Annotated in this window: 21 protein-coding genes and 4 tRNA genes; 7 read left to right on the top strand and 18 right to left on the bottom strand. The window is 66.2% G+C overall.

All coding sequences use genetic code 11. From position 1 onward, the window contains the following. Positions 1 to 46 precede the first annotated feature (46 nt). Both ATM97_RS20360 and ATM97_RS20355 read left to right on the top strand, forming a co-directional pair. Positions 47 to 1060, top strand: a complete 1014-nt coding sequence (locus ATM97_RS20360; protein ID WP_218719622.1) for an aldo/keto reductase — start codon at positions 47 to 49, stop codon at positions 1058 to 1060. A 62-nt stretch (positions 1061 to 1122) separates the two neighbouring features. After that, on the top strand, positions 1123 to 1809 hold the full coding sequence (locus ATM97_RS20355) for a hypothetical protein (RefSeq protein WP_218719621.1): 687 nt from the start codon (positions 1123 to 1125) through the stop codon (positions 1807 to 1809). Here the strand turns inward: ATM97_RS20355 and ATM97_RS20350 are convergent. Beyond that, positions 1806 to 2336 (bottom strand): CGNR zinc finger domain-containing protein, encoded by a 531-nt coding sequence (locus ATM97_RS20350; protein ID WP_218719620.1) that lies wholly within the window; start codon positions 2334 to 2336, stop codon positions 1806 to 1808. The genes ATM97_RS20355 and ATM97_RS20350 overlap by 4 nt on opposite strands. Positions 2337 to 2374: 38 nt before the next feature. On the opposite strand from ATM97_RS20350, the gene ATM97_RS20345 reads away from it, so the two are divergent. Next, positions 2375 to 3367 (top strand): EamA family transporter, encoded by a 993-nt coding sequence (locus ATM97_RS20345; protein ID WP_218719619.1) that lies wholly within the window; start codon positions 2375 to 2377, stop codon positions 3365 to 3367. A gap of 185 nt (positions 3368 to 3552) precedes the next feature. Continuing rightward, a complete protein-coding gene (locus tag ATM97_RS20340; protein ID WP_218719618.1) occupies positions 3553 to 3750 on the top strand; it encodes a hypothetical protein in 198 nt (65 codons plus the stop codon). 21 nt (positions 3751 to 3771) lie between these two features. Here ATM97_RS20340 and cynS read toward each other — a convergent pair whose 3' ends face one another. Beyond that, complete coding sequence (gene cynS, locus ATM97_RS20335) at positions 3772 to 4221, bottom strand: cyanase (protein WP_218719617.1); 450 nt, start codon at positions 4219 to 4221, stop codon at positions 3772 to 3774. A gap of 156 nt (positions 4222 to 4377) precedes the next feature. On the opposite strand from cynS, the gene ATM97_RS20330 reads away from it, so the two are divergent. Beyond that, positions 4378 to 5205: a formate/nitrite transporter family protein gene (locus ATM97_RS20330; protein WP_218719616.1), complete on the top strand. Its 828-nt coding sequence runs from the start codon at positions 4378 to 4380 to the stop codon at positions 5203 to 5205. A 487-nt stretch (positions 5206 to 5692) separates the two neighbouring features. On the opposite strand, the gene ATM97_RS20325 is transcribed toward ATM97_RS20330, so the two are convergent. From ATM97_RS20325 to rplJ, 5 genes are all read right to left on the bottom strand, one after another. After that, a complete protein-coding gene (locus ATM97_RS20325; RefSeq protein WP_218719615.1) occupies positions 5693 to 9646 on the bottom strand; it encodes a DNA-directed RNA polymerase subunit beta' in 3954 nt (1317 codons plus the stop codon). 103 nt (positions 9647 to 9749) lie between these two features. Then, the gene (locus ATM97_RS20320) at positions 9750 to 13250 is read right to left on the bottom strand and encodes a DNA-directed RNA polymerase subunit beta (protein WP_218719614.1); all 3501 of its coding nucleotides are present in this window, start codon (positions 13248 to 13250) and stop codon (positions 9750 to 9752) included. Positions 13251 to 13782: 532 nt separating this feature from the next. Further along, positions 13783 to 14865: an ABC transporter ATP-binding protein gene (locus ATM97_RS20315; protein WP_255588111.1), complete on the bottom strand. Its 1083-nt coding sequence runs from the start codon at positions 14863 to 14865 to the stop codon at positions 13783 to 13785. A 230-nt stretch (positions 14866 to 15095) separates the two neighbouring features. After that, positions 15096 to 15482: a 50S ribosomal protein L7/L12 gene (gene rplL, locus ATM97_RS20310; RefSeq protein ID WP_218719612.1), complete on the bottom strand. Its 387-nt coding sequence runs from the start codon at positions 15480 to 15482 to the stop codon at positions 15096 to 15098. Positions 15483 to 15542: 60 nt separating this feature from the next. After that, entirely contained in the window at positions 15543 to 16073 is a 531-nt protein-coding gene (rplJ, locus tag ATM97_RS20305) for a 50S ribosomal protein L10 (RefSeq protein ID WP_218719611.1), read from the bottom strand. Between the two features lie 404 nt (positions 16074 to 16477). Between rplJ and ATM97_RS20300 the strand changes: the two genes are divergently transcribed. Next, entirely contained in the window at positions 16478 to 18076 is a 1599-nt protein-coding gene (locus ATM97_RS20300) for an MFS transporter (RefSeq protein WP_218719610.1), read from the top strand. A gap of 77 nt (positions 18077 to 18153) precedes the next feature. Here the strand turns inward: ATM97_RS20300 and rplA are convergent, their stop codons facing one another. From rplA to ATM97_RS20250, 10 genes are all read right to left on the bottom strand, one after another. Continuing rightward, positions 18154 to 18867 (bottom strand): 50S ribosomal protein L1, encoded by a 714-nt coding sequence (gene rplA, locus ATM97_RS20295; RefSeq protein ID WP_067641870.1) that lies wholly within the window; start codon positions 18865 to 18867, stop codon positions 18154 to 18156. Between the two features lie 79 nt (positions 18868 to 18946). After that, complete coding sequence (gene rplK / locus ATM97_RS20290; protein ID WP_019049397.1) at positions 18947 to 19381, bottom strand: 50S ribosomal protein L11; 435 nt, start codon at positions 19379 to 19381, stop codon at positions 18947 to 18949. A 238-nt stretch (positions 19382 to 19619) separates the two neighbouring features. Then, a complete protein-coding gene (gene nusG, locus ATM97_RS20285; protein ID WP_218719609.1) occupies positions 19620 to 20414 on the bottom strand; it encodes a transcription termination/antitermination protein NusG in 795 nt (264 codons plus the stop codon). 112 nt (positions 20415 to 20526) lie between these two features. Then, the gene (gene secE, locus ATM97_RS20280; RefSeq protein ID WP_218719608.1) at positions 20527 to 20904 is read right to left on the bottom strand and encodes a preprotein translocase subunit SecE; all 378 of its coding nucleotides are present in this window, start codon (positions 20902 to 20904) and stop codon (positions 20527 to 20529) included. A gap of 108 nt (positions 20905 to 21012) precedes the next feature. Next, positions 21013 to 21085: transfer RNA gene (locus ATM97_RS20275), tRNA-Trp, on the bottom strand. A gap of 197 nt (positions 21086 to 21282) precedes the next feature. Beyond that, positions 21283 to 22350, bottom strand: coding sequence for a fused (3R)-hydroxyacyl-ACP dehydratase subunits HadA/HadB (locus ATM97_RS20270; RefSeq protein WP_308248557.1), 1068 nt, complete (start codon positions 22348 to 22350; stop codon positions 21283 to 21285). 144 nt (positions 22351 to 22494) lie between these two features. Next, positions 22495 to 22665: a 50S ribosomal protein L33 gene (gene rpmG, locus ATM97_RS20265; protein WP_019049401.1), complete on the bottom strand. Its 171-nt coding sequence runs from the start codon at positions 22663 to 22665 to the stop codon at positions 22495 to 22497. A gap of 36 nt (positions 22666 to 22701) precedes the next feature. Further along, positions 22702 to 22777, bottom strand: a tRNA-Met gene (locus ATM97_RS20260). 58 nt (positions 22778 to 22835) lie between these two features. Beyond that, positions 22836 to 22908: transfer RNA gene (locus tag ATM97_RS20255), tRNA-Thr, on the bottom strand. A 313-nt stretch (positions 22909 to 23221) separates the two neighbouring features. After that, a tRNA-Tyr gene (locus ATM97_RS20250) sits at positions 23222 to 23304 on the bottom strand. A 177-nt stretch (positions 23305 to 23481) separates the two neighbouring features. On the opposite strand from ATM97_RS20250, the gene ATM97_RS20245 reads away from it, so the two are divergent. Continuing rightward, positions 23482 to 23973, top strand: a complete 492-nt coding sequence (locus ATM97_RS20245) for a YajQ family cyclic di-GMP-binding protein (RefSeq protein ID WP_218719607.1) — start codon at positions 23482 to 23484, stop codon at positions 23971 to 23973. Between the two features lie 115 nt (positions 23974 to 24088). On the opposite strand, the gene htpX is transcribed toward ATM97_RS20245, so the two are convergent. Then, positions 24089 to 24952, bottom strand: a complete 864-nt coding sequence (htpX, locus tag ATM97_RS20240; protein WP_218719606.1) for a zinc metalloprotease HtpX — start codon at positions 24950 to 24952, stop codon at positions 24089 to 24091. Positions 24953 to 25100 lie beyond the last annotated feature (148 nt).

Below are 25100 nucleotides of genomic sequence, written 5' to 3'. Positions count from 1 at the left end.
TGAACGCTCTCTGCCGCGTCCGGCACACCCCACGCAGGCTGAGGTCATGACGAATTTCCGACACTCCCCCTCGACCTCCCTCGGCGACACCGGACCCCGGGTCAGCCGCATCGGCCTCGGCGCGATGGGCATGTCCGGCATGTACGGCGCCGCCGACGACCGCGAATCCACCGCCACCCTGCACGCCGCGATCGACGCAGGTATCAACCTCGTCGACACCGGCGACTTCTACGGCGCCGGCCACAACGAACTGCTGATCGGCAAGGCCATCGCCGAACGGGCCCGCGAGGACGTAGTGCTGAGCGTGAAGTTCGGCGCGCTGCGTGGCCCGGACGGCTCCTTCGCCGGCTTCGACGGCAGGCCCGCCGCCGTCCGCAATTCGCTCACCTACAGCCTCACCCGGCTCGGTGTCGACCACATCGACATCTACCGCCCGGCCCGACTCGATCCCGAGGTGCCGATCGAGGACACCGTCGGCGCCATCGCCGACCTGGTCGAAGCCGGCTATGTCCGCCACATCGGCCTGTCCGAAGTCGGTGCCGACACGCTGCGCCGGGCCGCCGCCGTGCACCCGATCGTCGATCTGCAGATCGAGTACTCGCTGCTCTCGCGCGGCATCGAGGACGAGATCCTGCCGGTGGCAAGGGAACTCGGTGTCGGGATCACCGCCTACGGCGTGCTCTCGCGCGGCCTGCTCAGCGACACCTTCCGCGCGGGCGCGCCCACCGACGCCACCGACTTCCGCACCCACAGCCCGCGCTTCCAGGGCGAGAACCTCACCCGCAATCTGCGCCTGGTCGAGGCGCTCGCGGAAATCGCTGCCGCCAAGGGCGTTTCGGTCGCCCAGCTCGCGATCGCGTGGGCCCTGCATCGTGGCGACGACATCGTCCCGGTGATCGGCGCGCGCAGCCGCACCCGCCTGACCGAGACCGTGGACGCACTGCGGATAGCGCTGACCGAGCGGGAACTGACCGCGATCGAGGCCGCCACCCCGGCCGCGGCGGTGGCGGGCGAGCGGTACGCGCCCGCGCAGATGGCAGCCCTCGACAGCGAGCGCTGAGGGGCCGTGCGGACTCTCCGCTACCGTTGACGGAAGGAGAGTTCGCACGTTGTGAGTGGGTGGTGAGAGACGTGTTCGACCCGCTGGCCGACATCGATCGGGCCCTGGCCGAGCAGGCGGGCTGGACCTGGTTCGACGACTACCTGCTGTACACGTGCGGCGTGGCCGAACTGCTCGCTTCGGGCCAGGGCGAGCGGATACCGTCCACCGCGACCAGGGTTCGGCTCGACCCCGGCGAGACCTGCTTCGCCGACGGCGGCGTCCAGTGGTTCACCTGGCGCGGACCGGGGAACGGCAAGTGGGTGCGCGGCCAGGTGCGCGCCGACGGGCGGACGCCCCTCGGCGCCGTCGCCCACCTGGGCAACGCGGTGCGCAACGAGTCGCGGCGGCTGCGGGCCGAGGCCGCGACGCAACCGCGCTGGGTGGCCGAACGTCCGGGATCGGCGATGATCTCCCAGCACCGGATTCACCTGGCCAACCCGGAGCGATCGTTCTCGCTGTACTGGTCGGCATTGGAGAGCGTCGACCTGACCGCGCCCGACCTGGTCGGCTGCCGGTTCCCCGACCGCGCCGGGACCCTCCAGCAACTGCAGATCCGCAGCGCCTGGGCGCCCCTGATCTTCGTCACCGCGGCCCTGCGGCATTTCCCGCACCATCCGCTGCTGCGCAACGGGACGTGGCTGCCCGCCGGGTTCGAGGACAAGTGTCACCTGGCGGGCAAGAAATGCCCGAAGGTGCGCTCGCTCTAGCGCTGCCTGGCCCGGTAGGCCGCGACGGCGTTGCGATTGCCGCAGGCAGTGCTGCAGTAGCGGCGGGAACGGTTGCGGGACAGGTCAAGTACCAGGCCGTCGCAGGTGTCGTCGGCGCAGATCGACAGGCGGCTCAGGTCGTCGGCACGGATCAGATCGATCATGGCCATCGCGGTCTCGACGGCGATGCGGACCGGCAGCGGGGCCTCGGCCGGGACGGCGTGTACGTGATAGTCGACCTCACCGTGCCGGACCAGCTGCGGCACCGCGCGATGCTCGGCCAGGGTCTCGTTCACCAGGACCACCGCGCGGTCCCGGTCGCTGGTGAGCATCCGGCGCAGCGGCGCGCGCAGGGCCCGCACCGCGGCCAATTCCGCGGCGTCGCCGGTGTGCACACCCGTGTAGACGTGCCGCACGAAGAACTCGTCGAGCTGGTCGGTGCCGGTGAGGGTGTCGGGGTCCTCCGCGGAATTGACCAGTTCGACCGCCGCCAGCAGCGCCGCCTCGGTGTCATGAGCGAAAACCACGTTGACATATTACCGCAGCCTGCTTACCGTCATTAGTCATGGCGACTTTGACTCATGACGGACTGGCGAGCAGCCGGATCCGCACCGGCCTGCTCTTCGCGCTGGCCTCCGCCACCTCGTTCGGCCTGTCCGGCCCACTCGCGCGCGGGCTGATGAACGCGGGCTGGAGCGCGGCCGCCGTCGTCGCCGCGCGCGTACTGCTCGCCGGAGTCGCCCTCTTGCCCGTCGCCCTCCCCCAGCTCCGGGGGAACTGGAACCTGGTGCGCGCCAACGCGACCCTGATCGTGCTGTACGGGCTACTCGCCGTAGCCGGCACCCAGCTGGCCTACTTCAACGCGGTCGCCCACATGGAAGTCGGCGCGGCGTTGCTGATCGAATACACCGCGCCGATCGCCGTCGTCGGCTGGATGTGGGCACGGCACCGCCAGCGCCCCGGCGCGGCCACCCTGGCCGGTGCCGCGCTCGGCATCACCGGACTGCTGCTGGTGCTCGACATCCTCGCCGGGGTGTCGACCGATCCGATCGGCATCACCTGGGCACTGGCCGCGATGATCGGCGCCGCCGCGTATTTCGTGCTCTCCGCCCAGGGCGGCGAGCTGCCCGGCACGGTCCTGGCCGCGGGCGGCCTGCTGATCGGCGGGGTCACGCTGGTGCTGGCCGGCCTGGTCGGCATCGTGCCGCTGCACGCCACCACCGCGACGGTCGTGTTCGACGATTTCAGCACGCCGTGGTGGGTCCCGATCCTGCTGATCGGCATCGTCACCGCCGCGATCGCCTACGTCACCGGCATCGCCGCCACCCGCCGCCTGGGTTCCCGACTGGCCTCGTTCGTCGCCCTCACCGAGGTGCTGGCCGCCCTGCTGTTCGCCTGGGCCCTGCTCGGCGAGGCCCCCCGTCCGATCCAATTACTCGGCGGCGCGCTGATTCTCCTCGGCGTGATCATCGTCCGTCTCGGCGAACCCGAACCCCTGCCGGCCGGCGACCCCGAGGCGCGGGCGGTCGCCGCGGTCCCGACACGCCCCGATGCCTGACCTACCAGCGATGGTCGAGGACCGCGCCGGCGATGACGACGCGGTCACCGCGCGACTCGGCGAACCCCGCGTCCGCCTCGTCCGACTACCTCGATTCGGCTCTCCGGTGACCATCGATCCGGCAAGCTCTACCGGTGCCCAACACACAGGAAAACGCACCGCGCTGCCCGGAATGCGATGGCCCGATGCTCCGGATCCTCTACGGCTACCCCACCTTCGAGTCGTTCCAGGCCGCCGAGCGGGGCGAGTACATCCTGGGCGGATGCTGCGTCACCAACGTCTCGCCGCAGTGGGGGTGCCGACCGTGTCAGGACCGGCAGGCCGAGGAAGATCAGCGCGCGGTCTTCGACCGGATCAGGAACCGCGACCGAGATCGCGGGTGACGGGATGCGCGCGGACCGCGATCACCAGCGGTAGTCGAGGAACTTGCCGTCGAGGGTGATGACCACGCGGTCGCCGTCAGGGTGGGGGCGGCGGGCGATGTCGATGTTGAAGTTGATGGCGCTCATGATGCCGTCGCCGAATTCCTCGTGGATGAGAGCCTTGAGCGCCGGGCCGTAGACCGAGACCGCCTCGACCAGGCGATAGATGGTGGGATCGGCCAGTTGCGCCGGGTCGGCGCCGCGCGAGGGCTGCAGACGCAGGCTCTCGGCGACGGTCTCGTCCAGGTCGAGGAGCGCGCAGGCCGCGGCCGCCTGCTCCTCGGTCATCGGGTGCTGACCGAGCAGGGCCGCCGTCGTCCAGACCAGCGGCGCGCCCAGCGATTCCGCGATGGCGGCCCAGGTCAGGCCTTTGCGGATGCGGGCGGCGACGACGAGATCGGCGGCGGCGGACTTGCTCATGATCGGTTGCATACGGGCTCCTCGGTCGGGGACTTCGTCAGCCTGCCATCCGCCCGCACCCGCCCGCCATAGTGGAATACCACTATTTACCGAGTGGCAACTTCCGGTGATCGCGAGGCAACCTCGGCGGCGAAAACTACTGTGCTGGAAGCACTACGAAGGGGTCACATGTCGTATCTCAAACCAGCGGACTTCGTCGAGAAGATGATCGACGCGGGCGAAGCCAAGGCATTCATGTCCACCAGGGACACCGTGATCCGCGCCTACATGGCGGGCGCGATCCTCGCCCTCGCCGCGGCGTTCGCGGTCACCATCACCGTCAACACCGGCCAGCCGCTGCTGGGCGCCGTCCTCTTCCCGGTCGGCTTCTGCATGCTGTACCTGCTCGGATTCGACCTGCTCACCGGCGTTTTCACGCTGGTCCCGCTGGCCCTGCTCGACAAGCGCCGCGGCGTCACCGTGCGCTCGATGCTGCGCAACTGGGGCCTGGTCTTCGTCGGCAACTTCGCCGGCGCGTTCACCGTCGCCGTCATGATGGCGATCATCCTGACCATGGGCTTCTCCGTCGACCCCAGCGCCGTCGGCCAGAAACTCGGCGAGATCGGCGAGGCCCGCACCCTCGGCTACGCCGAATACGGCGCCGCGGGCATGCTCACCCTCTTCATCCGCGCCGTCCTGTGCAACTGGATGGTCTCCACCGGCGTGGTCGCCGCCATGATGTCCACCTCGGTCTCCGGCAAGGTGATCGCCATGTGGATGCCCATCATGCTCTTCTTCTACATGGGCTTCGAACACTCCATCGTCAACATGTTCCTGTTCCCGTCCGGCCTCCTCCTCGGCGGCGACTTCTCCCTCGGCGACTACTTGATCTGGAACGAAATCCCCACCGTGGTAGGCAACCTCGTAGGCGGCCTCACTTTCGTAGGCCTCACCCTCTACGCCACCCACGCCCGCACCGCCCCCTCCCGCCAACCCGCCGAATCAACCCACGACTAGCCGCCACACTTTCTGCACGCCATAAGCCGTGGCTTCTACTCGCTGGGTGGTATGGGAGATCGTGCTACGCGAAACCGACTCGCCGCAGTCGCGGGCAGGCGGGATCGCGGCGCTCGAGCCCTATCCGACGTCGATCCTCATGGACGACCAGGAGACCTGCTTCGGTGAAGGTGCTGGCGTGTGGGCGGCGTTTCGTAGCCCTGAGCTGCCAACGACACCGCCGCCGGCGATCGCCGCACCGGTGATCGCCGCTGTCGCACCGACCACCCCGCGGCCTTCAACGCCCGCTCGTCCCTGATCCCACTCACGGCGTTGGAGCACATCGAATTGACCCGACCCGACCCGACCGGCTGCGAATCCGATTCACCGCTACCCCACGGCTTCGAGGAGCGCTGTCACATCGCGGGCAGAGCCTGCCCCCGAATCCGCTGACCCCGAAACGACGAACGCCCCGCTCCGGTCAGGAGCGGGGCGTTCTGGCCAAGACTCAGCGGTAGTCGCTGAAGCCGTAGTCGTCCAGCGGCACCGCGGCACCGGTGGAGGAGCCGAAGCTGTCCGGCGAGTAGTAGGTGTCGTCGTAGGACGGCACCGCGTACGCGGCGGCACGGGCTTCTTCGGTCGGCTGCACCTGGATGTTGCGGTAACGGTTGATACCGGTACCGGCCGGGATGAGCTTACCGATGATCACGTTCTCCTTCAGGCCGATCAGCTTGTCGGAGCGGCAGTTGATGGCCGCGTCCGTCAGCACTCGGGTGGTCTCCTGGAAGGAGGCCGCCGACAGCCACGAATCGGTGGCCAGCGACGCCTTGGTGATACCCATCAGCACCGGACGACCGGAGGCGGGCTCGCCACCCTCGGCCACCACGCGACGGTTCGAGGCCTCGAACTCGGCACGCTCGGTGAGCGAACCGGGCAGGAACTCGGTCGCACCCGAATCGATGATCGTCACGCGACGCAGCATCTGGCGCACGATGACCTCGATGTGCTTGTCGTGGATCGACACACCCTGCGAGCGGTAGACCTCCTGGACCTCGTGGACCAGGTGGACCTGCACCTGACGGGGACCCATCACGCGCAGCACCTCGTGCGGATCGGCAGCGCCCTCGAGCAGCTGCTGACCCACCTCCACGTGGTCACCGTCGGCCAGCAGGCGCTCGGTGCCGTCGTCGTGCTTGAACACACGCAGACGCTGACGCTTCGAGAGCTTGTCGTAGACGACTTCGTCCGACCCGTCATCAGGGATGATCGTGATCTTGTAGAAGCGGTCGTCGTCCTCGAGGCGCACCCGGCCCGAGACCTCCGCGATCGGCGCCTTGCCCTTGGGGACACGGGCCTCGAAGAGCTCCTGGACACGCGGCAGACCACCGGTGATGTCGTCACCCGCGACACCACCCTGGTGGAAGGTACGCATGGTCAGCTGGGTACCCGGCTCACCGATGGACTGGGCGGCGACGATGCCGACGGCCTCGCCGATGTCGACCAGCTTGCCGGTGGCCATCGAGCGGCCGTAGCAGGTGGCGCAGACGCCGGTGCCGGTGGTGCAGGTCAGCACGGAGCGGACCTTCACCTCGGTGATACCGGCCTCGAGCAGCGCCTCCAGGGCCGGGTCGCCGAGATCGGCGCCCTTGGCCACGACGACGTTGCCGCTCGCGTCGACCGCGTCGGTCGCCAGGGTGCGGGCGTAGGTCGAGGTCTCGACGTGCGCGTCCCGGATGAGCGAGCCGTCGGCCTGCTTCTCCGCGATCGGCACGACGATGCCGCGCTCGGTGCCACAGTCGTGCTCGCGCACGATGACGTCCTGCGAGACGTCCACCAGACGACGGGTCAGGTAACCCGAGTCGGCGGTACGCAGCGCGGTGTCGGCCAGACCCTTACGAGCACCGTGGGTGTTGATGAAGTACTCGAGCACGGTCAGGCCCTCACGGAACGAGGACTTGATCGGGCGCGGGATGAACTCACCCTTCGGGTTCGTCACCAGACCCTTCATACCGGCGAGGGTACGAGTCTGGGTGAAGTTACCGGTCGCACCCGAGTCGACGATCGTGATGATCGGGTTGTCGGCCGGGTAGTGCGAACGCAGCGCCGTACCGACCTCTTCGGTCGCTTCCTGCCAGATCTTGACCAGGGCGTTGTTGCGCTCCTGGTGATCGAGCGCACCACGCTGGTACTTCTTCTCGATCTGATCCGCCATGGCCTCGTACCGCTCCATGATCTCCGCCTTCTCCGGCGGAACGAGCACGTCCGACATGGAGACGGTGACACCCGAACGCGTGGCCCAGTAGAAGCCCGCGTCCTTGAGCTTGTCGACGGTCTGCGCGACGACGATCATCGGGTAGCGCTCGGCCAGATCGTTGATGATCGTGGCCTGCCGCTTCTTCGGCATCGGCTCGTTGATGAACGCGTAGTCCGCCGGGAGCAGATCGTTGAACAGCACGCGACCCAGGGTGGTCTCGGCCAGCCACGCGTCACCGCGGTGCCAGCCCTCCGGGAAGAGCTCCGCCTCGATCTCGCGCGGCGGGCGCTGCTCGGTGAGCCGGACCTTGATCATCGAACGCACGGTGAGCTCACCGCGGTCGACGGCCATCTGGGCCTCGGCGGGCGAGGAGTACACGCCCGACTCCGGGGTGTCCTTGCCGCCGGCCTGGTAGGTGCCGACACCCTTCTCGTCGAGACGAGTCAGGTAGAACAGGCCGGTCACCATGTCCAGACGCGGCATCGCCAGCGGGCGACCCGACGCCGGGGACAGGATGTTGTTCGACGACAGCATCAGGATGCGCGCCTCGGCCTGCGCCTCCGCCGACAGCGGCAGGTGCACGGCCATCTGGTCACCGTCGAAGTCGGCGTTGAACGCCTCACACACGAGCGGGTGCAGCTGGATGGCCTTACCTTCGACCAGCTGGGGCTCGAAGGCCTGGATACCCAGGCGGTGCAGGGTGGGCGCGCGGTTCAGCAGCACCGGGTGCTCGGCGATGACCTCTTCGAGGACATCCCACACCTGGGGACGCTGACGCTCGACCATCCGCTTGGCGGACTTGATGTTCTGCGCGTGATTGAGATCGACCAGACGCTTCATGACGAACGGCTTGAACAGCTCGAGCGCCATCAGCTTCGGCAGACCACACTGGTGCAGCTTCAGCTGCGGACCGACCACGATGACCGAACGGCCCGAGTAGTCGACACGCTTGCCGAGCAGGTTCTGACGGAAACGACCCTGCTTGCCCTTGAGCAGATCGCTCAGCGACTTCAGCGGGCGGTTACCCGGTCCGGTGACCGGACGGCCACGACGGCCGTTGTCGAACAGCGCGTCGACGGACTCCTGCAGCATCCGCTTCTCGTTGTTGACGATGATCTCGGGCGCACCCAGATCGATCAGTCGCTTGAGGCGGTTGTTGCGGTTGATCACGCGGCGGTACAGGTCGTTCAGGTCGGAGGTGGCGAAACGGCCACCGTCGAGCTGAACCATCGGGCGCAGCTCCGGCGGGATCACCGGAACGGCGTCGAGCACCATGCCCATGGGCGAGTTGCCGTTGGCCTGGAAGGCCGCGACGACCTTGAGCCGCTTGAGCGCGCGCAGCTTCTTCTGGCCCTTGCCCGAGCGAATGGTCTCGCGCAGGTTCTCGGCCTCGGCGTCGATGTCGAAGTTCTCCATCAGCTTCTGGATGGACTCCGCACCCATGGCACCGGTGAAGTACTCGCCGTAGCGGTCGACGAGCTCGCGGTAGAGCACCTCGTCGACAATGAGCTGCTTGACCGACAGCTTGGTGAAGGTCGTCCAGATCTCGTCGAGACGGTCCAGCTCACGCTGGGCCCGGTCGCGCAGCTGACGCATCTCGCGCTCGCCGCCGTCCTTGACCTTACGACGCACGTCGGACTTGGCGCCCTCGGCCTCCAGCTCGGCCAGGTCGGCCTCGAGCTTCTGCGCGCGGGCCTCGAGATCGGCGTCGCGCTGATCGGCGACGGCCTTCTTCTCGACCTCCATCTCGGCCTCGAGGGTGCTGAGCTCGTTGTGGCGCAGCTCCTCGTCGACACCGACGATGACGTAGGCGGCGAAGTAGATGATCTTCTCGAGATCCTTCGGCGCCAGATCCAGCAGGTAGCCCAAGCGCGACGGAACGCCCTTGAAGTACCAGATGTGGGTGACGGGTGCGGCCAGCTCGATGTGGCCCATCCGCTCGCGGCGCACCTTGGCGCGAGTCACCTCGACGCCACAGCGCTCACAGATGATGCCCTTGAAGCGGACGCGCTTGTACTTGCCGCAGTAGCACTCCCAGTCCCGGGTGGGGCCGAAGATCTTCTCGCAGAAGAGCCCGTCCTTCTCCGGCTTGAGCGTGCGGTAGTTGATGGTCTCCGGCTTCTTGACCTCGCCATAGCTCCACTGGCGGATGTCTTCAGCGGTGGCCAGGCCGATCCGGAGTTCATCGAAGAAGTTGACGTCTAGCACGTAACTTCCTTTCCCCTGTTCGGGTCGAATTCGAGCAAAAAGTTCACTAGTTACCGATCGCGGGTCCGCGGGTGGCTGCCGGAGCAGCCACCCGCGTCACCACCTAGTTCGCCAAATCGTCGACGGTGGCCGCTTCGTTCCTGGACAGGTTGATGCCCAGGTTCGCCGCGGCGCGCTCCAGATCCTCGTCGTCGCCATCACGCATCTCGATCGCGGCGCCGTCCGAGGACAGCACTTCCACGTTGAGGCACAGCGACTGGAGTTCCTTGAGGAGCACCTTGAACGACTCCGGAATGCCCGGCTCCGGAATGTTCTCGCCCTTGACGATCGCCTCGTAGACCTTCACGCGGCCGACCACGTCGTCGGACTTGATGGTCAGGAGCTCCTGCAGCGTGTACGCCGCGCCGTAGGCCTGCATGGCCCAGCACTCCATCTCACCGAAACGCTGACCACCGAACTGCGCCTTACCACCCAGCGGCTGCTGCGTGATCATCGAGTACGGACCGGTCGAACGGGCGTGGATCTTGTCGTCGACCAGGTGGTGCAGCTTCAGGATGTACATGTAACCGACCGCGACCGGGTACGGGAACGGCTCGCCGGAGCGGCCGTCGAACAGGGTCGCCTTGCCGTTCTCGTCGACCATGCGCTCACCGTCACGGTTCGGCAGGGTCGAGCCGAGCAGACCGGTCAGCTCGTCATCCTTGGCGCCGTCGAACACCGGGGTCGCGATGTTCGAGTCGGCCGGGGCACCCAGCATCTCCTCGGGCAGCGAGGCCGCCCAGTCCGGACGGGTGCCGTCGGAGGCCACGTCGACATTCCAGCCGGCCTTGCCGATCCAGCCCAGGTGGGTCTCGAGGATCTGGCCGATGTTCATACGACGCGGAACACCGTGGGTGTTCAGGATGATGTCGATCGGGGTGCCGTCGGGCATGAACGGCATGTCCTCCACGGGGAGGATCTTGCCGATGACGCCCTTGTTGCCGTGGCGGCCGGCGAGCTTGTCGCCGTCCTGGATCTTGCGCTTCTGGGCCACGTACACGCGGACCAGCTCGTTGACGCCCGGAGGCAGATCGTCGTCGTCCTCGCGCGAGAACACGCGGATGCCGATGACCTTGCCGGACTCACCGTGGGGCACCTTCAGCGAGGTGTCGCGCACCTCGCGCGCCTTCTCACCGAAGATCGCGCGGAGCAGGCGCTCCTCGGGGGTCAGCTCGGTCTCGCCCTTCGGGGTGACCTTGCCGACCAGGATGTCGCCGTCGCGAACCTCGGCGCCGATGCGGATGATGCCGCGCTCGTCCAGGTCGGCCAGCACCTCGTCGGAGACGTTCGGGATGTCCCGGGTGATCTCCTCGGCGCCCAGCTTGGTGTCGCGGGCGTCGATCTCGTGCTCTTCGATGTGGATCGAGGTGAGAACGTCCTCTTCCACGAGGCGCTGCGACAGGATGATCGCGTCCTCGTAGTTGTGGCCTTCCCACGGCATGACGGCGACAAGAAGGTTCTTGCCGAGCGCCATCTCACCGTTCTCGGTGCAGGGGCCGTCCGCGAGGACCTGCCCCTTCTCCACCCGCTGGCCCTCGTCCACGATCGGACGCTGGTTGGAGCAGGTGCCCTGGTTCGAGCGGTTGAACTTGCGCATCCGGTAGGACTTGCGGCTGCCGTCGTCGGCCATCACGGTGACGTAGTCGGCCGAGACCTCCTCGACCACACCCGGCTTCTCGTTCACCACGACATCGCCGGCGTCCACCGCGGCGCGCAGCTCCATACCGGTGCCCACGATCGGGGACTCGGAACGGATCAGCGGCACGGCCTGACGCTGCATGTTCGCGCCCATGAGGGCACGGTTGGCGTCGTCGTGCTCGAGGAACGGGATCATGGCCGTCGCGACCGACACCATCTGGCGCGGCGAGATGTCCATGTAGTCGACCTGAGCCGGCGTCACGAACTCGACCTCTTCGCCCGCACGGCGGACGAGGACCTTCTCCTCGAGGAAGCGGCCCTCGGCGTCGACCGGGGAGTTGGCCTGCGCGCGAACGTAGCGGTCTTCCTCGTCGGCGGTCAGGTACTTGACCTCGTCGGTCACCTTGCCGTCGATGACCCGGCGGTACGGGGTCTCGATGAAGCCGAACGGGTTGACCCGCGCGTACACCGACAGCGATCCGATCAGGCCGATGTTCGGGCCTTCCGGGGTCTCGATCGGGCACATGCGGCCGTAGTGCGACGGGTGGACGTCTCGGACTTCCAGGCCGGCGCGCTCACGGGACAGACCACCCGGGCCCAGCGCCGACAGGCGGCGCTTGTGGGTCAGACCCGACAGCGGGTTGTTCTGGTCCATGAACTGCGACAGCTGGGAGGTTCCGAAGAACTCCTTGATCGCGGCCACGACGGGACGGATGTTGATCAGGGTCTGCGGCGTGATCGCCTCGACGTCCTGAGTCGTCATCCGCTCGCGGACCACGCGCTCCATGCGGGACAGGCCCACCCGGATCTGGTTCTGGATCAGCTCGCCGACGGTGCGCAGACGACGGTTACCGAAGTGGTCGATGTCGTCGATCTCGACGGGGACCTCTTCACCACCGGGGGCGGTCATCGAGCGGTCACCGGCGTGCAGACGCACCAGGTACTCGATGGTGGTGACGATGTCTTCCTTGGTGAGCACCGAGGAGGTCACCGGCTCGTGCACGTGGATGCCGAGCTTCTTGTTGATCTTGTAGCGACCGACGCGCGCCAGGTCGTAGCGCTTCTCCTTGAAGAACAGGTTCTCCAGCAGGGTCTGCGCGGACTCCTTGGTCGGCGGCTCGCCCGGACGCAGCTTGCGGTAGATGTCGAGCAGCGCCTCGTCCTGGCCGGGCGTGCTGTCCTTCTCCAGGGTGGACATCATGATCTCGGAGAAGCCGAAACGCTCGACGATCTCCTCGGTGGTCCAACCCAGCGCCTTGAGCAGCACGGTGACCGGCTGACGGCGCTTGCGGTCGATGCGGACACCGACGGTGTCGCGCTTGTCGACGTCGAACTCCAGCCACGCGCCGCGCGACGGGATGACGCGCACGCTGTGCAGGTCCTTCTCGGTGCCCTTGTCGATGCTGTGATCGAAGTAGACGCCCGGGGAGCGGACCAGCTGCGAGACGACGACGCGCTCGGTGCCGTTGATGATGAAGGTGCCCTTGTCGGTCATCATCGGGAAGTCACCCATGAAGACCGTCTGGCTCTTGATCTCGCCGGTGTTGTTGTTGATGAACTCCGCGGTGACGAACAGGGGCGCCGCGTAGGTCATGTCCTTCTCTTTGCACTCTTCGATGGAGGCCTTGACCTCTTCGAAGCGCGGATCGGAGAACGACAGGGACATCGAACCGGAGAAGTCCTCGATCGGCGAGAGCTCCTCGAGCACCTCCTCCAAGCCGCCTGCGAGACCGACGTCGCCGCGTGCGGCCGCCTTCTCACGCCAGTCGGGGGTACCGACCAACCAGGCGAACGAGTCCGTTTGTAGGTCGAGAAGTCCGGGCACCTCCAAGGGCTCTCGGATCTTCGCGAACGAAACCCTCAACGGGGCTCCGGGGATTCCAGCCTTGGTCTGGGTGGAGACTGCCAAGATGCGTCCTTCCAGCACCTCACGCGCGTCGCGTGGTGGTCCGCGACCGTCGCTTGTCTGCTACGAATTCCGCTGGTTACAACCCGAACGAAACCCGAACAGGCAGCAGCGGAAGTAACACCGGAAGGTGGAACTTACGTGTGCGAATCAAGGTGTGGACAGGAGGCAGCCAGCGCAACGTCCAAACTTACACCCACATATAGAGGGGTGTCAACATACCATCCGTGCGACCGCTCACACGGCAAACGCGCCGAACTCCCGTGACGCTGGCCGCGTCGGTCGTTCTGGGCGCTGGAGCCCCTGCGCAGCTGACACTGCTGTGAATAGGGTGACGGTTCGCGCGCGCCTCGTCAAGTGGCGCGGCGGGGTCTGTCCGAGAAGTGAGATCGCCTGGCGCGCTGGACATCCCCGGCCGGAACCGCGGCTATTTTACCCGCGACACGCCGAAGACGCCAACCCGCGAAACACCCGTTCAGAGCCTGTTTTCCGGCCGTGAACGCAGCGAGCCCCGGCCGTGACGGCCGGGGCTCGCTGGTGTCGCCGGGTGCGCTCAGCCGTTGATCTGGCCGTGCGGAATCGTCTTGGTGTCGAAGGCCGCGGTGGGGTGCTCACTGCCGTAGGCGGCCATCACCTGGGTGTCGTCGGACTGGTCGAGCGACTCCCGGATCGCCACCTGAGCCGCGTGCGGCAGGGTGTGCATGATCTCGCGCACACGCGCCTGACGACGGAAGACGGCCTGGCGGACCGGCATGCCCGGCTCCGCCTTCATCTGCGGGATGATGCCCTCGATCTCCTCGGCGCCACCGTGGTGGTGACCGGCGTCGACGAGCGCCTGCTCGCGCGCCATCTGCGCCTCGTCCTTCTCCTCGGACATACCGATCGGGCCGATCATGCGGCCGTTGAGGAACTGCTTGACCACCGGCTCGTCACTGGTCAGCAGCACCTCGCGGGGGCCGAACATGACCAGCTGGCGGCGGAACAGCATGCCGATGTTGTCCGGCACGGTACGGGCCAGGTTGATGTTGTGCGTCACGATCAGGATCGTGGCGTCGATCTGGGCGTTGATATTGAGCAGCAGCTGCGCCAGGTACGACGTACGCACCGGGTCCAGACCGGAGTCGGGCTCGTCGACGAGGATGATCTGCGGGTCGAGCACCAGGGCACGGGCCAGGCCGGCGCGCTTGCGCATACCGCCGGAGATCTCGCCGGGCAGTTTGCCCTCGGCGCCGAGCAGACCGGTCAGCTCGAGCTTCTCCATGACGATGCGCTTGATCTCGGTTTCCGACTTCTTCGTGTGCTCACGAAGCGGGAAAGCGATGTTGTCGAACAGATTCATCGAGCCGAAGAGCGCGCCGTCCTGGAAAAGGACGCCGAACAGCTTCCGGATCTCGTAGAGCTCCTTGTTGGAGCAGGTGGTGATATCGGTGCCATCGATGAAGATGGAGCCGCGCTCGGGCCGCAACAGACCGATCAGCGACTTCAGGAACACCGACTTACCCGTACCAGAAGGGCCGAGCAGGGCGCTCACCTCACCCGAAGGGAGCGTGATCGACACATCCTGCCAAATTCGCTGCGAACCGAAGGATTTTGTTACACCCTCGGTCCTGACCTCGACGCCCACGCCTACCTCCATTGTTCCCTGCGAGCACCCCACCCCGCTGACCGCGCGCTCACATCACGGCGGTGCGTCACGACACTGTGGGTCCGGTCACTGTAACCCATCAGTGAGACGGGGCACACCCCTACATGACTGAAGAGTAACCCCGACCGGAACTCACGACTGAGATCACTTTCGCATGTCTGGGTAAATAACAAACGGGCGGCCCCGAGTGGGACCGCCCGTTCGCAACGGCTGGTGCCGAATTACTTGACGGCAACCTTGGCGCCGGCCTCTTCCAGCTTCGCCTTGGCGGCCTCGGCGGCCTCCTTGGTGACCTTCTCCAGGATCGGCTTCGGGGCACCCTCGACCAGGTCCTTGGCTTCCTTCAGGCCCAGGCCGGAGACGATCTCACGGACCACCTTGATGACCTGGATCTTCTTGTCGCCCGCACCCTCGAGGATGACGTCGAACTCGTCCTGCTCCTCGGCGGCGTCAGCGGCGGCCGGGGCGGCACCCGCGGCGGCAACGGCGACGGGGGCAGCGGCGGTGACCTCGAACTTCTCCTCGAACGCCTTCACGAAGCCCGACAGCTCCAGCAGGGTCATCTCCGAGAAAACCTCGAGCAGCTCTTCGGTGGACAGCTTGGCCATGATTGTTCCTTTCGGTAGTGAATGTCTGTTCGCGCGGGCGGTAACACCCACACGGGGGTATTACTCGGCAGCGCCTTCGGCCTGCTTCTTCTCCTGCAGCGCGGCGGCCAGACGGGCCACCTGACCGGCAGGAGCCGAGAACAGCCCGGCAGCCTTGGACATGTTGCCCTTCATCGCACCGGCCAGCTTGGCCAGCAGGACCTCGCGGGTCTCCAGGTCGGCGATCTTCTCGACCTCGGACACGGACAGCGCAGCGCCGTCCATGTAGCCGCCCTTGATGATGAGCGCCTTGTTGTCCTTGGCGAAGGTCTTGAGGGCCTTCGCGGCGTTGACCGGCTCACCCTGGATGAAGGTGATGGCGGTCGGTCCGACGAACAAGTCGTCCAGGCCCTCGACGCCCGCTTCCGCGGCCGCGAGCTTGACCAGGGTGTTCTTGGCGACGGAGTACGTGGCCTCGGCGCCGAGCGCGCGACGCAGCTCGGTGAGCTTGCCGACCGAAAGACCACGGTATTCCGTGACAACAGTGGCCGTGGAGTTCTTGAACTGCTCCGCGATCTCCGCGACAGCGGTGACCTTTTCAGGCTTCGCCATACTTCGCCTCCTCTCTGATGTCGGTTCGTGAACGCGCACTACCGAATTCAGGGGCCGGCGACAAAACTAACGCCCCGGACGCAAGGCGTACCGGGGCGCGAAAATATCGGCCTCAGCTCTCCCTGCGTGGGCCGCCGGCAATGTCGCCGGACCTTCGATCGACACCACGCAAGCGGCATCGACGACCAACGGTCTTCGGTAGAACGAATGGGTAGCCATCGAACATGTCGATGACCGGAGTCCACTGTACCGGCACCTGCCCCGATCTGCCAAAACGCCCCCGGCAGCGCTGAATTCGCCGGTGTCGATTTGTGGCCCAGTTCACATTCGATGGGTCGAAGTGGCAGCAATCTCACCGGAAAGGTGTTACGTTCGGTGACAGTAACCTGCTTCACTTCTCAACTATGGCAACCTCCATAGTCGCTCCATCAGTGCTGCTGGACCGGCGTCCGCAGCGATTCCTCGCACTCGTCGTCATCTGCCTGGCCGAACTGCTGGTCGTCCTCGACAACACCATCGTCAACGTCGCCCTCCCCTCCATCGGCGTCCAACTGCAGACCGGAGTCTCCGGCCTGCAGTGGGTCGTCGACGCCTACACGCTCACCTTCGCCGGATTGCTGCTCGCCGCAGGCAATCTCGGTGACCGCTACGGTCGCCGCCGGATCATGATCGTGGGTCTCATCGGCATCGCGGTGATGTCGGTCGGCGGCGCGCTCGCCGAGTCGATGACGCAGGTCATCGCGGCCCGCGCGGCGATGGGTGTCTTCGCCGCCGCCGTCTTCCCGGCCACCCTGGCCCTGATCATCAACATCTTCACCGACAAGCGCGAACGCGCGCTGGCCATCGCCGCCTGGACCGCGATGGCGGGCTTCGCCATCGCCATCGGCCCGATCTCGGGCGGCTGGCTGCTCGAACACTTCAGCTGGCACTCGGTGTTCTGGATCAATGTGCCGGTGGCGCTGGTCGCACTGGTCGCGACGCTGATCTGGGTGCCGGAATCACGCGCCGAACAGGTCGGCAGGCTGGATCTGCCCGGCATCCTGCTGTCCGTCGCGGGCATCACGCTGGTGGTGTGGGCCATCATCGAGGCACCGCACAACGGTTGGCTCTCGCTCACCACCCTGTGCACCGCGGCGCTCGGTGTCGTTCTGCTCGCCGCTTTCGTCACGTGGGAATTGCGCACCGCGGCACCGATTCTCGATATGCGACTGTTCCGCAACCGCCGATTCTCATTGCCCGCCTTGGCCATTGCCATCGCGTACTTCTCGATGTTCGGATTCCTGTTTCTGATCACCCAGTATTTCCAGGGCGTGCGGGAATACACCCCGCTCGAATTCGGTATCGCGTCATTGCCGTTCGCGTTCTCGGTCGCGATCGGCGCACCGGTGGCGACGCTGCTCGCCCAGCGGGTCGGCACCACCGCGGTGCTGGTGATCGGGCTGTTGCTCACCGGACTCGGCCTCTATCTGGGCGGCCAGGTCACCGTCGACAGCACTTATCTGATCGGCGTGCTGCCATCGATGGTGTCGATGGCGCTGGGGTTGGGCATCGTGCAGGGCCCGGCCACGGAGTCGATCATGTCGGCGCTGCCGCTCGACGAGGCGGGCGCGGGCTCGGCCGTCAACGACACCACCCGCGAGATCGGCGGCACCCTCGGCGTCGCGGTACTCGGCTCGATCGTGGCCTCGTACTACAGCAGCCGCATCGGCGCCCGGGTCGACGCCATCCCGCTCGCGATCATGAACGCCAATGAGAAGAGCCTGGTCAAGGCCAGTCCACTCAGCGTGCTGGAGCTGCGTAAGCGTGAGCTGACGCCGTTCCTGGAAACCCAGCGCGAGAACCTCATCGTCGCTATGAAGACCGCGACGCTACAGGGTGCGCACACCGCGTCCCTGGTGGCGGCGGGCGCGGTCGCCGTCTGCGCGGTGATCGTCGCGATCTTCCTGCCGTGGAAGCCGCAGGACGGCGAATCGGTCCTGCTCGGCTGGCGCAAGAAGGACTGACCGGAAAGACCGCGAGGGTGGGAACGCAGTGCGTTCCCACCCTCGTGGTCGATCAGGAGCTACCTGTCAGTCGAAGCTCACGCATCCTCGTCGAGGAGGTTGCGGGTGCGGTTCGGGTCCACCGGGATGCCCGGTCCGGTGTTGGTCGAAACCGTGATCTTCTTGACGTAGCGACCCTTGGCGGTCGACGGCTTCACACGCAGGATCTCGTCCAGCGCGGCGCCGTAGTTCTCCACCAGCTTGGCGTCGTCGAAGGACGCCTTGCCGATGACGAAGTGCAGGTTGGCCTGCTTGTCGACGCGGAAGTTGATCTTGCCGCCCTTGATGTCGTTGACGGCCTTGGTCACATCGTTGGTGACGGTGCCCGTCTTCGGGTTCGGCATCAGACCGCGCGGGCCCAGGACACGCGCGATGCGGCCGACCTTGGCCATCTGGTCCGGGGTGGCGATCGCGGCGTCGAAGTCCAGCCAGCCGCCCTGGATCCGCTCGATCAGGTCCTCGGCGCCCACGGCGTCGGCACCGGCGGCCTCGGCCTCGGCGGCCTTCTCGCCGGCGGCGAACACGATGACGCGGGCGGTCTTACCGGTGCCGTGCGGCAGGTTGACGGTGCCGCGGACCATCTGGTCGGCCTTACGGGGGTCGACGCCGAGACGAACGGCGACCTCGACGGTCGCGTCGGTCTTGGTGGTCGCGGTCTCCTTGGCCAGGCGCGCAGCGGCCAGCGGGGAGTACAGCTTGTCGCGATCGACCTTCTCAGCAGCGGCGAGATACGCCTTGCTTCGCTTTGCCATGTTTCTCTGTCCTTAATGTTCGAGTTCAGATGTGGTGTTACGGGCCTGGCCGGCCCTCCCACAGTGAGCGAGTAGTCGCTCAGCCTTCGACGGTGATACCCATCGAACGCGCGGTACCGGCGATGATCTTCGCGGCCTGATCGAGATCGGTGGCGTTGAGATCCTCGGCCTTGGTCTTGGCGATCTCCCGGACCTGGTCCATGGTGACCTTGGCGACCTTGGTCTTGTGCGGCTCGGCCGAGCCCTTCTGCACACCGGCGGCCTTGAGCAGCAGACGCGCGGCGGGCGGGGTCTTCAGCTTGAAGTCGAACGTCCGGTCCTCGTACACCGAGATCTCGACCGGGATGACGTTGCCACGCTGCGACTCGGTCGCGGCGTTGTACGCCTTGCAGAACTCCATGATGTTGACGCCGTGCTGACCGAGCGCGGGGCCGACCGGAGGAGCCGGGTTCGCGGCACCGGCCTGGATCTGCAGCTTGATGATCCCGGCGAGCTTCTTCTTCTTGGGGGGCATCTTTCTTCCTTGGGTTTCGGTTCCTTACGGTTGCCGTAAGCCTGTTGCGGGATCGCTCCCACGCCGGGTCCAAGCCCGGCATTCGCGCACGACCGTCACACCGGGCGGAAAACGCCTGGAGCGGGTCTACACACGAACTGTCACACTCTACCGAACCCCACCGTGGCGGCCGCAGGCGGGGAGGTCGTACAACGACAACGGCACCGCCGAGGCGGTGCCGTTGCGAAGCTGGTTCGAGCTAGATCTTGGAGACCTGGGTGAAGTTCAGCTCGACCGGGGTCTCGCGACCGAAGATCGAGACGAGCACCTTGAGCTTCTGCTGCTCGGCGTTGACCTCGCTGATGCTGGCGGGCAGCGTCGCGAACGGGCCGTCCATCACGGTCACCGACTCGCCGACCTCGAAGTCGACCTCGATGATCGGCTTGGCCGACACCTCGCCGGTGGACTCGGCGCCGGTCGAGGAGGCTGCCGCCGCGGCCGCCTTCTTCTGCTGCGCACCGGCCGGAACCAGGAACTTCACGACCTCGTTGATGGTCAGCGGGGTCGGCTTGGCGCCGGGGCCACCGCCGGTCATACCGACGAAACCGGTGACGCCGGGAGTGTTGCGGACCGCACCCCACGACTCGTTGTTCAGTTCCATCCGGACCAGGATGTAGCCCGGCAGCACCTTGCGGTTGACGTGCTTGCGCTGGCCGTTCTTGATCTCGGTGACTTCTTCGGTCGGCACCTCGACCTGGAAGATGTAGTCCTCGAGGCCGAGGTTCTGCACGCGGGTCTCGAGGTTGGTCTTGACCTTGTTCTCGTAGCCGGCGTAGGAGTGCACGACGTACCAGTCGCCGGGGACGCGGCGCAGCTTGGCCTTCATCGACTCGACCGGGTCGGCTTCGGGGTCTTCCTCGGTGGCGACGTCCTCGACGACGGTCTCGTCGGCGTCAGCGACCTCGGTGGTGGCATCGACCTCGTCGGTGGCGGTCTCCGCCACGACGTCGTCGACCGGGAACTCGTCGTTTGTTTCGTTCTCCGGGGTGCTCACTGAGGCACTCGCTTCCTGTGTCGTCACTACATCCTCTGGGCCGGGTCGGGGGCGCGGAGCGCACACTCCGCCGTTCCGGCCCGGGATCGGCTACCGGCGTTGGTGTCGGCGATCAGCCGAACAGCCAGTCGACACCCTTGATGAACGCCGTATCCAGCCCAAATATGAACGCGACCATGAAGACCACGAACACCAGAACGACGGTCGTATAGGTGACCATCTGCTTCCGGTTGGGCCAGATCACCTTGCGCAGTTCCGCGATAACTTCTCGCAGGAACCTGAGCAGCCGCTTGAACGGGTTGCCCGACGTGGCCTTCCCAGCAGTCTTGTCTGCCTTGCGCGAGGAGGACCGGTCGAGCGTCGCCACCGAACCGGTGTCCGCCGGAGCATCCGACGTGCGCGCACGGCGAGCTGTCCGCTTGCCGCTCGGCCGAGTGGCAGCGGCGGTGTCGTCGCCGTCTTCGGCGCGAGTATCCCGCTCGTCGCTCACGTCGTCTCCTCGCTTCGCTCGGATCCGCCGTGCGCGAAGCGCGCTGGCCTGATGGCTCGCTCGCTCCGCTCGCTCACGTCGATCCTTCCTCGTCGCTGGCATTCAGGGCAGGGGCGACAGGACTTGAACCTGCAACCTGCGGTTTTGGAGACCGCTGCTCTGCCAATTGAGCTACGCCCCTTCGGTTGGACCAGCCTGAGCTGTAGTGCCCAACCACAGTCGATATTCGATTATCGAGCTCTGGTGCCACACAACATGCGCGCCGCTTCCAAGGGGATCATGTCCCCGGGAAGATCAGCGCGCAGCAGCCGGTGACCCCAGAGTCCCGAGTGTACGTTACCGCGTGCGGTATTTGCCAATCCGGGACAGCCGACCAGGTCAGGACAGCTGAACGGTAGCCGTGGCCCGCCCGAAGATCTTCTTGCCCGCCGACTTCGCCGTGATGGCGACGACCGCGGTCCTGGTCTCCGGATCGACCGACTTCACCTTACCGGTGAACTCGACCTCGGCCGGTGCGTCGGACCCGACGTAGACCGGGCTGGTGAAGCGCACGTTGTACTCCTTGACGGCGCCGGGATCGCCGAGCCAGGAGGTGACGAAACCGCCGCCGAGACCCATCGTCAGCATGCCGTGCGCGACCACGTCGTCGAGGCCGACGAGCTTGACGATCTCGTCGCTCCAGTGGATCGGGTTGGCGTCGCCGGACACGCCCGCGTAGTTAACCAGATCGCCACGGGTGAGCCGGACGGTGCGCGGCGGGAGTTCATCACCGGCCGACACGCTGTCGAAGGACAGGGCGCGCGTGCTGAAGAACGGGGCCGGCTGCTTGGTGACCGGATCCGGGGTGATCCCGGTGTGCGCGTCGACGGGCGCGTGATGAGCGGGCTCCTCGAGGCCGTGCATCAGGATGTTGCGCACCGCGTCCGACATCGTGGGATCGATGTCACCGCCGCTGCGGCCGATGAGCGTGGTGTAGGTGGTGAGCACCAGCTCGTCGTCCTGGGCGGTGACGATGTTCTTCGTCACGATGATGTCGCCGCCGAAAGCCTGCCGGAAGGAATGCAGGTACACATCACAGGTCAGCTGGTCGCCCACCCGGATAGGGCGGTGGAACTCCAGGATCTGATCGGTCTGCATGATCTGGCTCAGGTCGTAGCCCGTGACGATCTGCTCGAACAGCTTGCGCTGGGCGAGGATGCCCACCAGCGAGATGAAGGTGAGCGGGGCGAGCAGGCCGTCGTGGCCGTACTCACGTGCGACGTCTTCCTCCCAGTGCACCGGGTGGTAGTCCTGCACGGCACGGGCGTATTCGCGCACCTTCTCGCGGCCGACCTCGTAGTAGTCGTCGACACGGTAGTGGTGGCCGACCATCGCCGCGGCGTGCGCGGCGGGATCGACCGGTGCGGCGGCTGCGGCGGTGACCGCTTCGTCGGTTCCGGTGTTCACTGTCACACCGTGGACCTTACTCACACGTAGCCGGGTCACAACGTCGAGCGGGGTGTATTCACCCACTCGGGCGGGTACCGTACCGACCCCGGAAACGCACGAAAGGCCGGACTCTCGTCCGGCCTTTCGGCAAAGCTTGGTGAATCAGCGCGACTCGCGGTGCGCCCGGTGGGTTCCGCAGTTCGGGCAGAACTTCTTCAGCTCGAGGCGGTCCGGGTCGTTGCGCCGGTTCTTCTTGGTGATGTAGTTGCGGTGCTTGCACTCTTCGCAGGCCAAGGTGATCTTTGGCCGGACATCGGTGGACTTCGCGGCCACGATTTGCCTTCTTTCCGGTCTGGGCTGAGTCGTTATTGGTAGCGATGGCCGGACTTGAACCGGCGACACAACGATTATGAGTCGTTTGCTCTACCGACTGAGCTACACCGCCACGGCGGACCTGTTACGGTGGGCCGGCGGGAAAGTCGGTCACCACCGGCAATCCGGCGAGCCCCCTAACGGAATCGAACCGTTGACCTTTTCCTTACCATGGAAACGCTCTGCCGACTGAGCTAAGGGGGCATGACTACGTGGCACAAGGTCTTGGTCGGCGAACCGATCCGAGCGACCCCGTGCTCCGGCGTCCTGAAAGAGATTACACACTTCCACCGAAGAGCACCAAATCGCCTGGTGAGACCCCATTTTTACCGACCCGCAACCCACTGATCACGCAGGTGCATGGGTAACTCCCCCGGCCACCTCGACGCCGTGCCAGAACGACGCGAGCCCGAGAACGCACAGTCGAGCTCCCGGACGGGACGCAGAATCGCGGAGAGGCGGACGAGGCCACGAACCAAAGAACCCCGCCGATCGTGATGATCGACGGGGTTCGATGTGGCAGATGTAGGATTCGAACCTACGTAGGCTTTCACCGACAGATTTACAGTCTGCTCCCATTGGCCGCTCGGGCAATCTGCCTTGTGCGCCGTTTCCGGTGCGCTGAGCAGCTTACAACGAACCCACACCCCCAATGCAAACCGCCTGCACAACGACCCTGCGAGCACGGTCGACGGGGGCATACGGGTACAACTGTCTCGGTGGCCGGCACACCTGTCGGCCCACCCGTTGGCAGACCGTGAGGGACAGGAGCGCAGTGTGGCTGATTCGTCATTCGACGTGGTGAGCAAGGTCGATCGGCAGGAGGTCGACAATGCGCTGCACCAGGCGGAGAAGGAGCTGAACTCCCGCTACGACTTCAAGGGCACCGATGCGGCGATCGCGTGGTCGGGCGAGGAAGCCATCGTGCTGACCGCGAACGCCGAGGAGCGGGTCAAGGCCGCGCTCGATGTGTTCAAGGAGAAGCTGATCCGGCGCGACATCTCGCTCAAGGCGTTCGATGCCGGCGAGCCGCAGGCCTCGGGCAAGGTGTTCAAGATCACCGGCACGCTGGTGCAGGGCATCGACACCGAGAAGGCGAAGAAGATCTCCAAGAAGATCCGCGACGAGGGCCCCAAGGGCGTGAAGGCGCAGATCCAGGGCGAGGAACTGCGGGTCAGCAGCAAGAAGCGCGACGATCTGCAGGCCGTGATCTCGCTGCTCAAGGGCGAGGACTTCGGTATCGCCCTGCAGTTCGTGAATTATCGCTAGCGGCTGGCGCCGCGGGTTTTCGGCCTCGTGACCTCGCCGCCGAGCAGCGATACTGCGCCTTCGGCGTTCCGTCTCGCTGCTCGGCGGCGAGGCGGCCGAAAACGTGGTGGTGACGTCAGCAGCGGTGCTCGCCGCCCGCCAGCTCCTCCAGCCGCTTGATGCGTTCCTCCATCGGCGGATGCGTGGAGTACCAGCGGGCGATGCGGTCGCCCGCGCGGAACGGGTTGGCGATCATCAGGTGCGATTCGCTGGTGAGTTGGGGATCCGGCGGCAGCGGGGCCACCTGGACGCCGCGTTCGATCTTGCGCAGGGCCGAGGCCAGCGCCAGCGGGTCACCGGTGAGTTCGGCGCCGGACTGATCGGCTTGGTACTCCCGGGACCGTGAGACGGCCATCTTGATCAGGCCCGCCGCGATCGGGCCGAGCAGCGAGACCAGCAGCACGGCGATGATGTTCGGGCCCTGCCCGTCCCTGCTGCCGAACGAGCTCGCGAAGAACGCCATATTGGCGAGGCCGGTGATGATCGAGGCCATCGCGCCGGCCACCGACGAGATCAGGATGTCGCGGTTGTAGACGTGCGACAGCTCGTGTCCGAGCACCGCGCGCAGTTCCCGCTCGTCGAGCAACTGCAGGATGCCGCTGGTACAGCACACCGCGGCGTGGCGGGGATTACGCCCGGTCGCGAACGCGTTGGGCGCGTTGGTCGGGCTGATGTAGAGCCGCGGCATGGGCTGGCGGGCCGTGGTCGCGAGCTCGCGCACGATCCGGTACATGACCGGCGCTTCCAGTTCGCTGACCGGTTGCGCGTGCATCGCCTTCAGCGCCAGTTTGTCGCTGTTGAAGTAGGCGTAGGCGTTCATGCCGACGGCCAGCACGATCGAGATGATCAGGATCGTCGGGCTGCGGAACATCGCCCCGATGGCGACGATCAGCGCCGACAGCCCGACCATCAAACCGAATGTTCTGATCCCATTGGGCATTTCCGCCTCCCCGCGCCTCTTGCCGGTCGTCAGGCGCTTGGTTCGTCAGGCGTCGGGCCTGCGGTCGACCACGTGAACAGTTCTGGGCGTACCCGGCGAGTCACCCATGTTCGCGCGAAATCCGATGTTGCTTCGCGTTTGGTCAACG

This window comes from Nocardia sp. MH4 (assembly GCF_019266065.1).
Lineage (GTDB): Bacteria > Actinomycetota > Actinomycetes > Mycobacteriales > Mycobacteriaceae > Nocardia > Nocardia canadensis.
Note: the sequence above shows the minus strand (reverse complement) of the source record. Positions and strands in the feature narration are given on the sequence as shown.

Coding starts and splice junctions, on each gene's coding strand:
- ATM97_RS20360 (WP_218719622.1), top strand. CDS start 47: ATGACGAATTTCCGACACTCCCCCTCGACCTCCCTCGGCGACACCGGA.
- ATM97_RS20345 (WP_218719619.1), top strand. CDS start 2,375: ATGGCGACTTTGACTCATGACGGACTGGCGAGCAGCCGGATCCGCACC.
- ATM97_RS20340 (WP_218719618.1), top strand. CDS start 3,553: ATGCTCCGGATCCTCTACGGCTACCCCACCTTCGAGTCGTTCCAGGCC.
- cynS (WP_218719617.1), bottom strand. CDS start 4,221: ATGCAACCGATCATGAGCAAGTCCGCCGCCGCCGATCTCGTCGTCGCC.
- ATM97_RS20330 (WP_218719616.1), top strand. CDS start 4,378: ATGTCGTATCTCAAACCAGCGGACTTCGTCGAGAAGATGATCGACGCG.
- ATM97_RS20315 (WP_255588111.1), bottom strand. CDS start 14,865: ATGGAGGTAGGCGTGGGCGTCGAGGTCAGGACCGAGGGTGTAACAAAA.
- rplL (WP_218719612.1), bottom strand. CDS start 15,482: ATGGCCAAGCTGTCCACCGAAGAGCTGCTCGAGGTTTTCTCGGAGATG.
- rplJ (WP_218719611.1), bottom strand. CDS start 16,073: ATGGCGAAGCCTGAAAAGGTCACCGCTGTCGCGGAGATCGCGGAGCAG.
- ATM97_RS20300 (WP_218719610.1), top strand. CDS start 16,478: ATGGCAACCTCCATAGTCGCTCCATCAGTGCTGCTGGACCGGCGTCCG.
- rplA (WP_067641870.1), bottom strand. CDS start 18,867: ATGGCAAAGCGAAGCAAGGCGTATCTCGCCGCTGCTGAGAAGGTCGAT.
- rplK (WP_019049397.1), bottom strand. CDS start 19,381: ATGCCCCCCAAGAAGAAGAAGCTCGCCGGGATCATCAAGCTGCAGATC.
- htpX (WP_218719606.1), bottom strand. CDS start 24,952: ATGCCCAATGGGATCAGAACATTCGGTTTGATGGTCGGGCTGTCGGCG.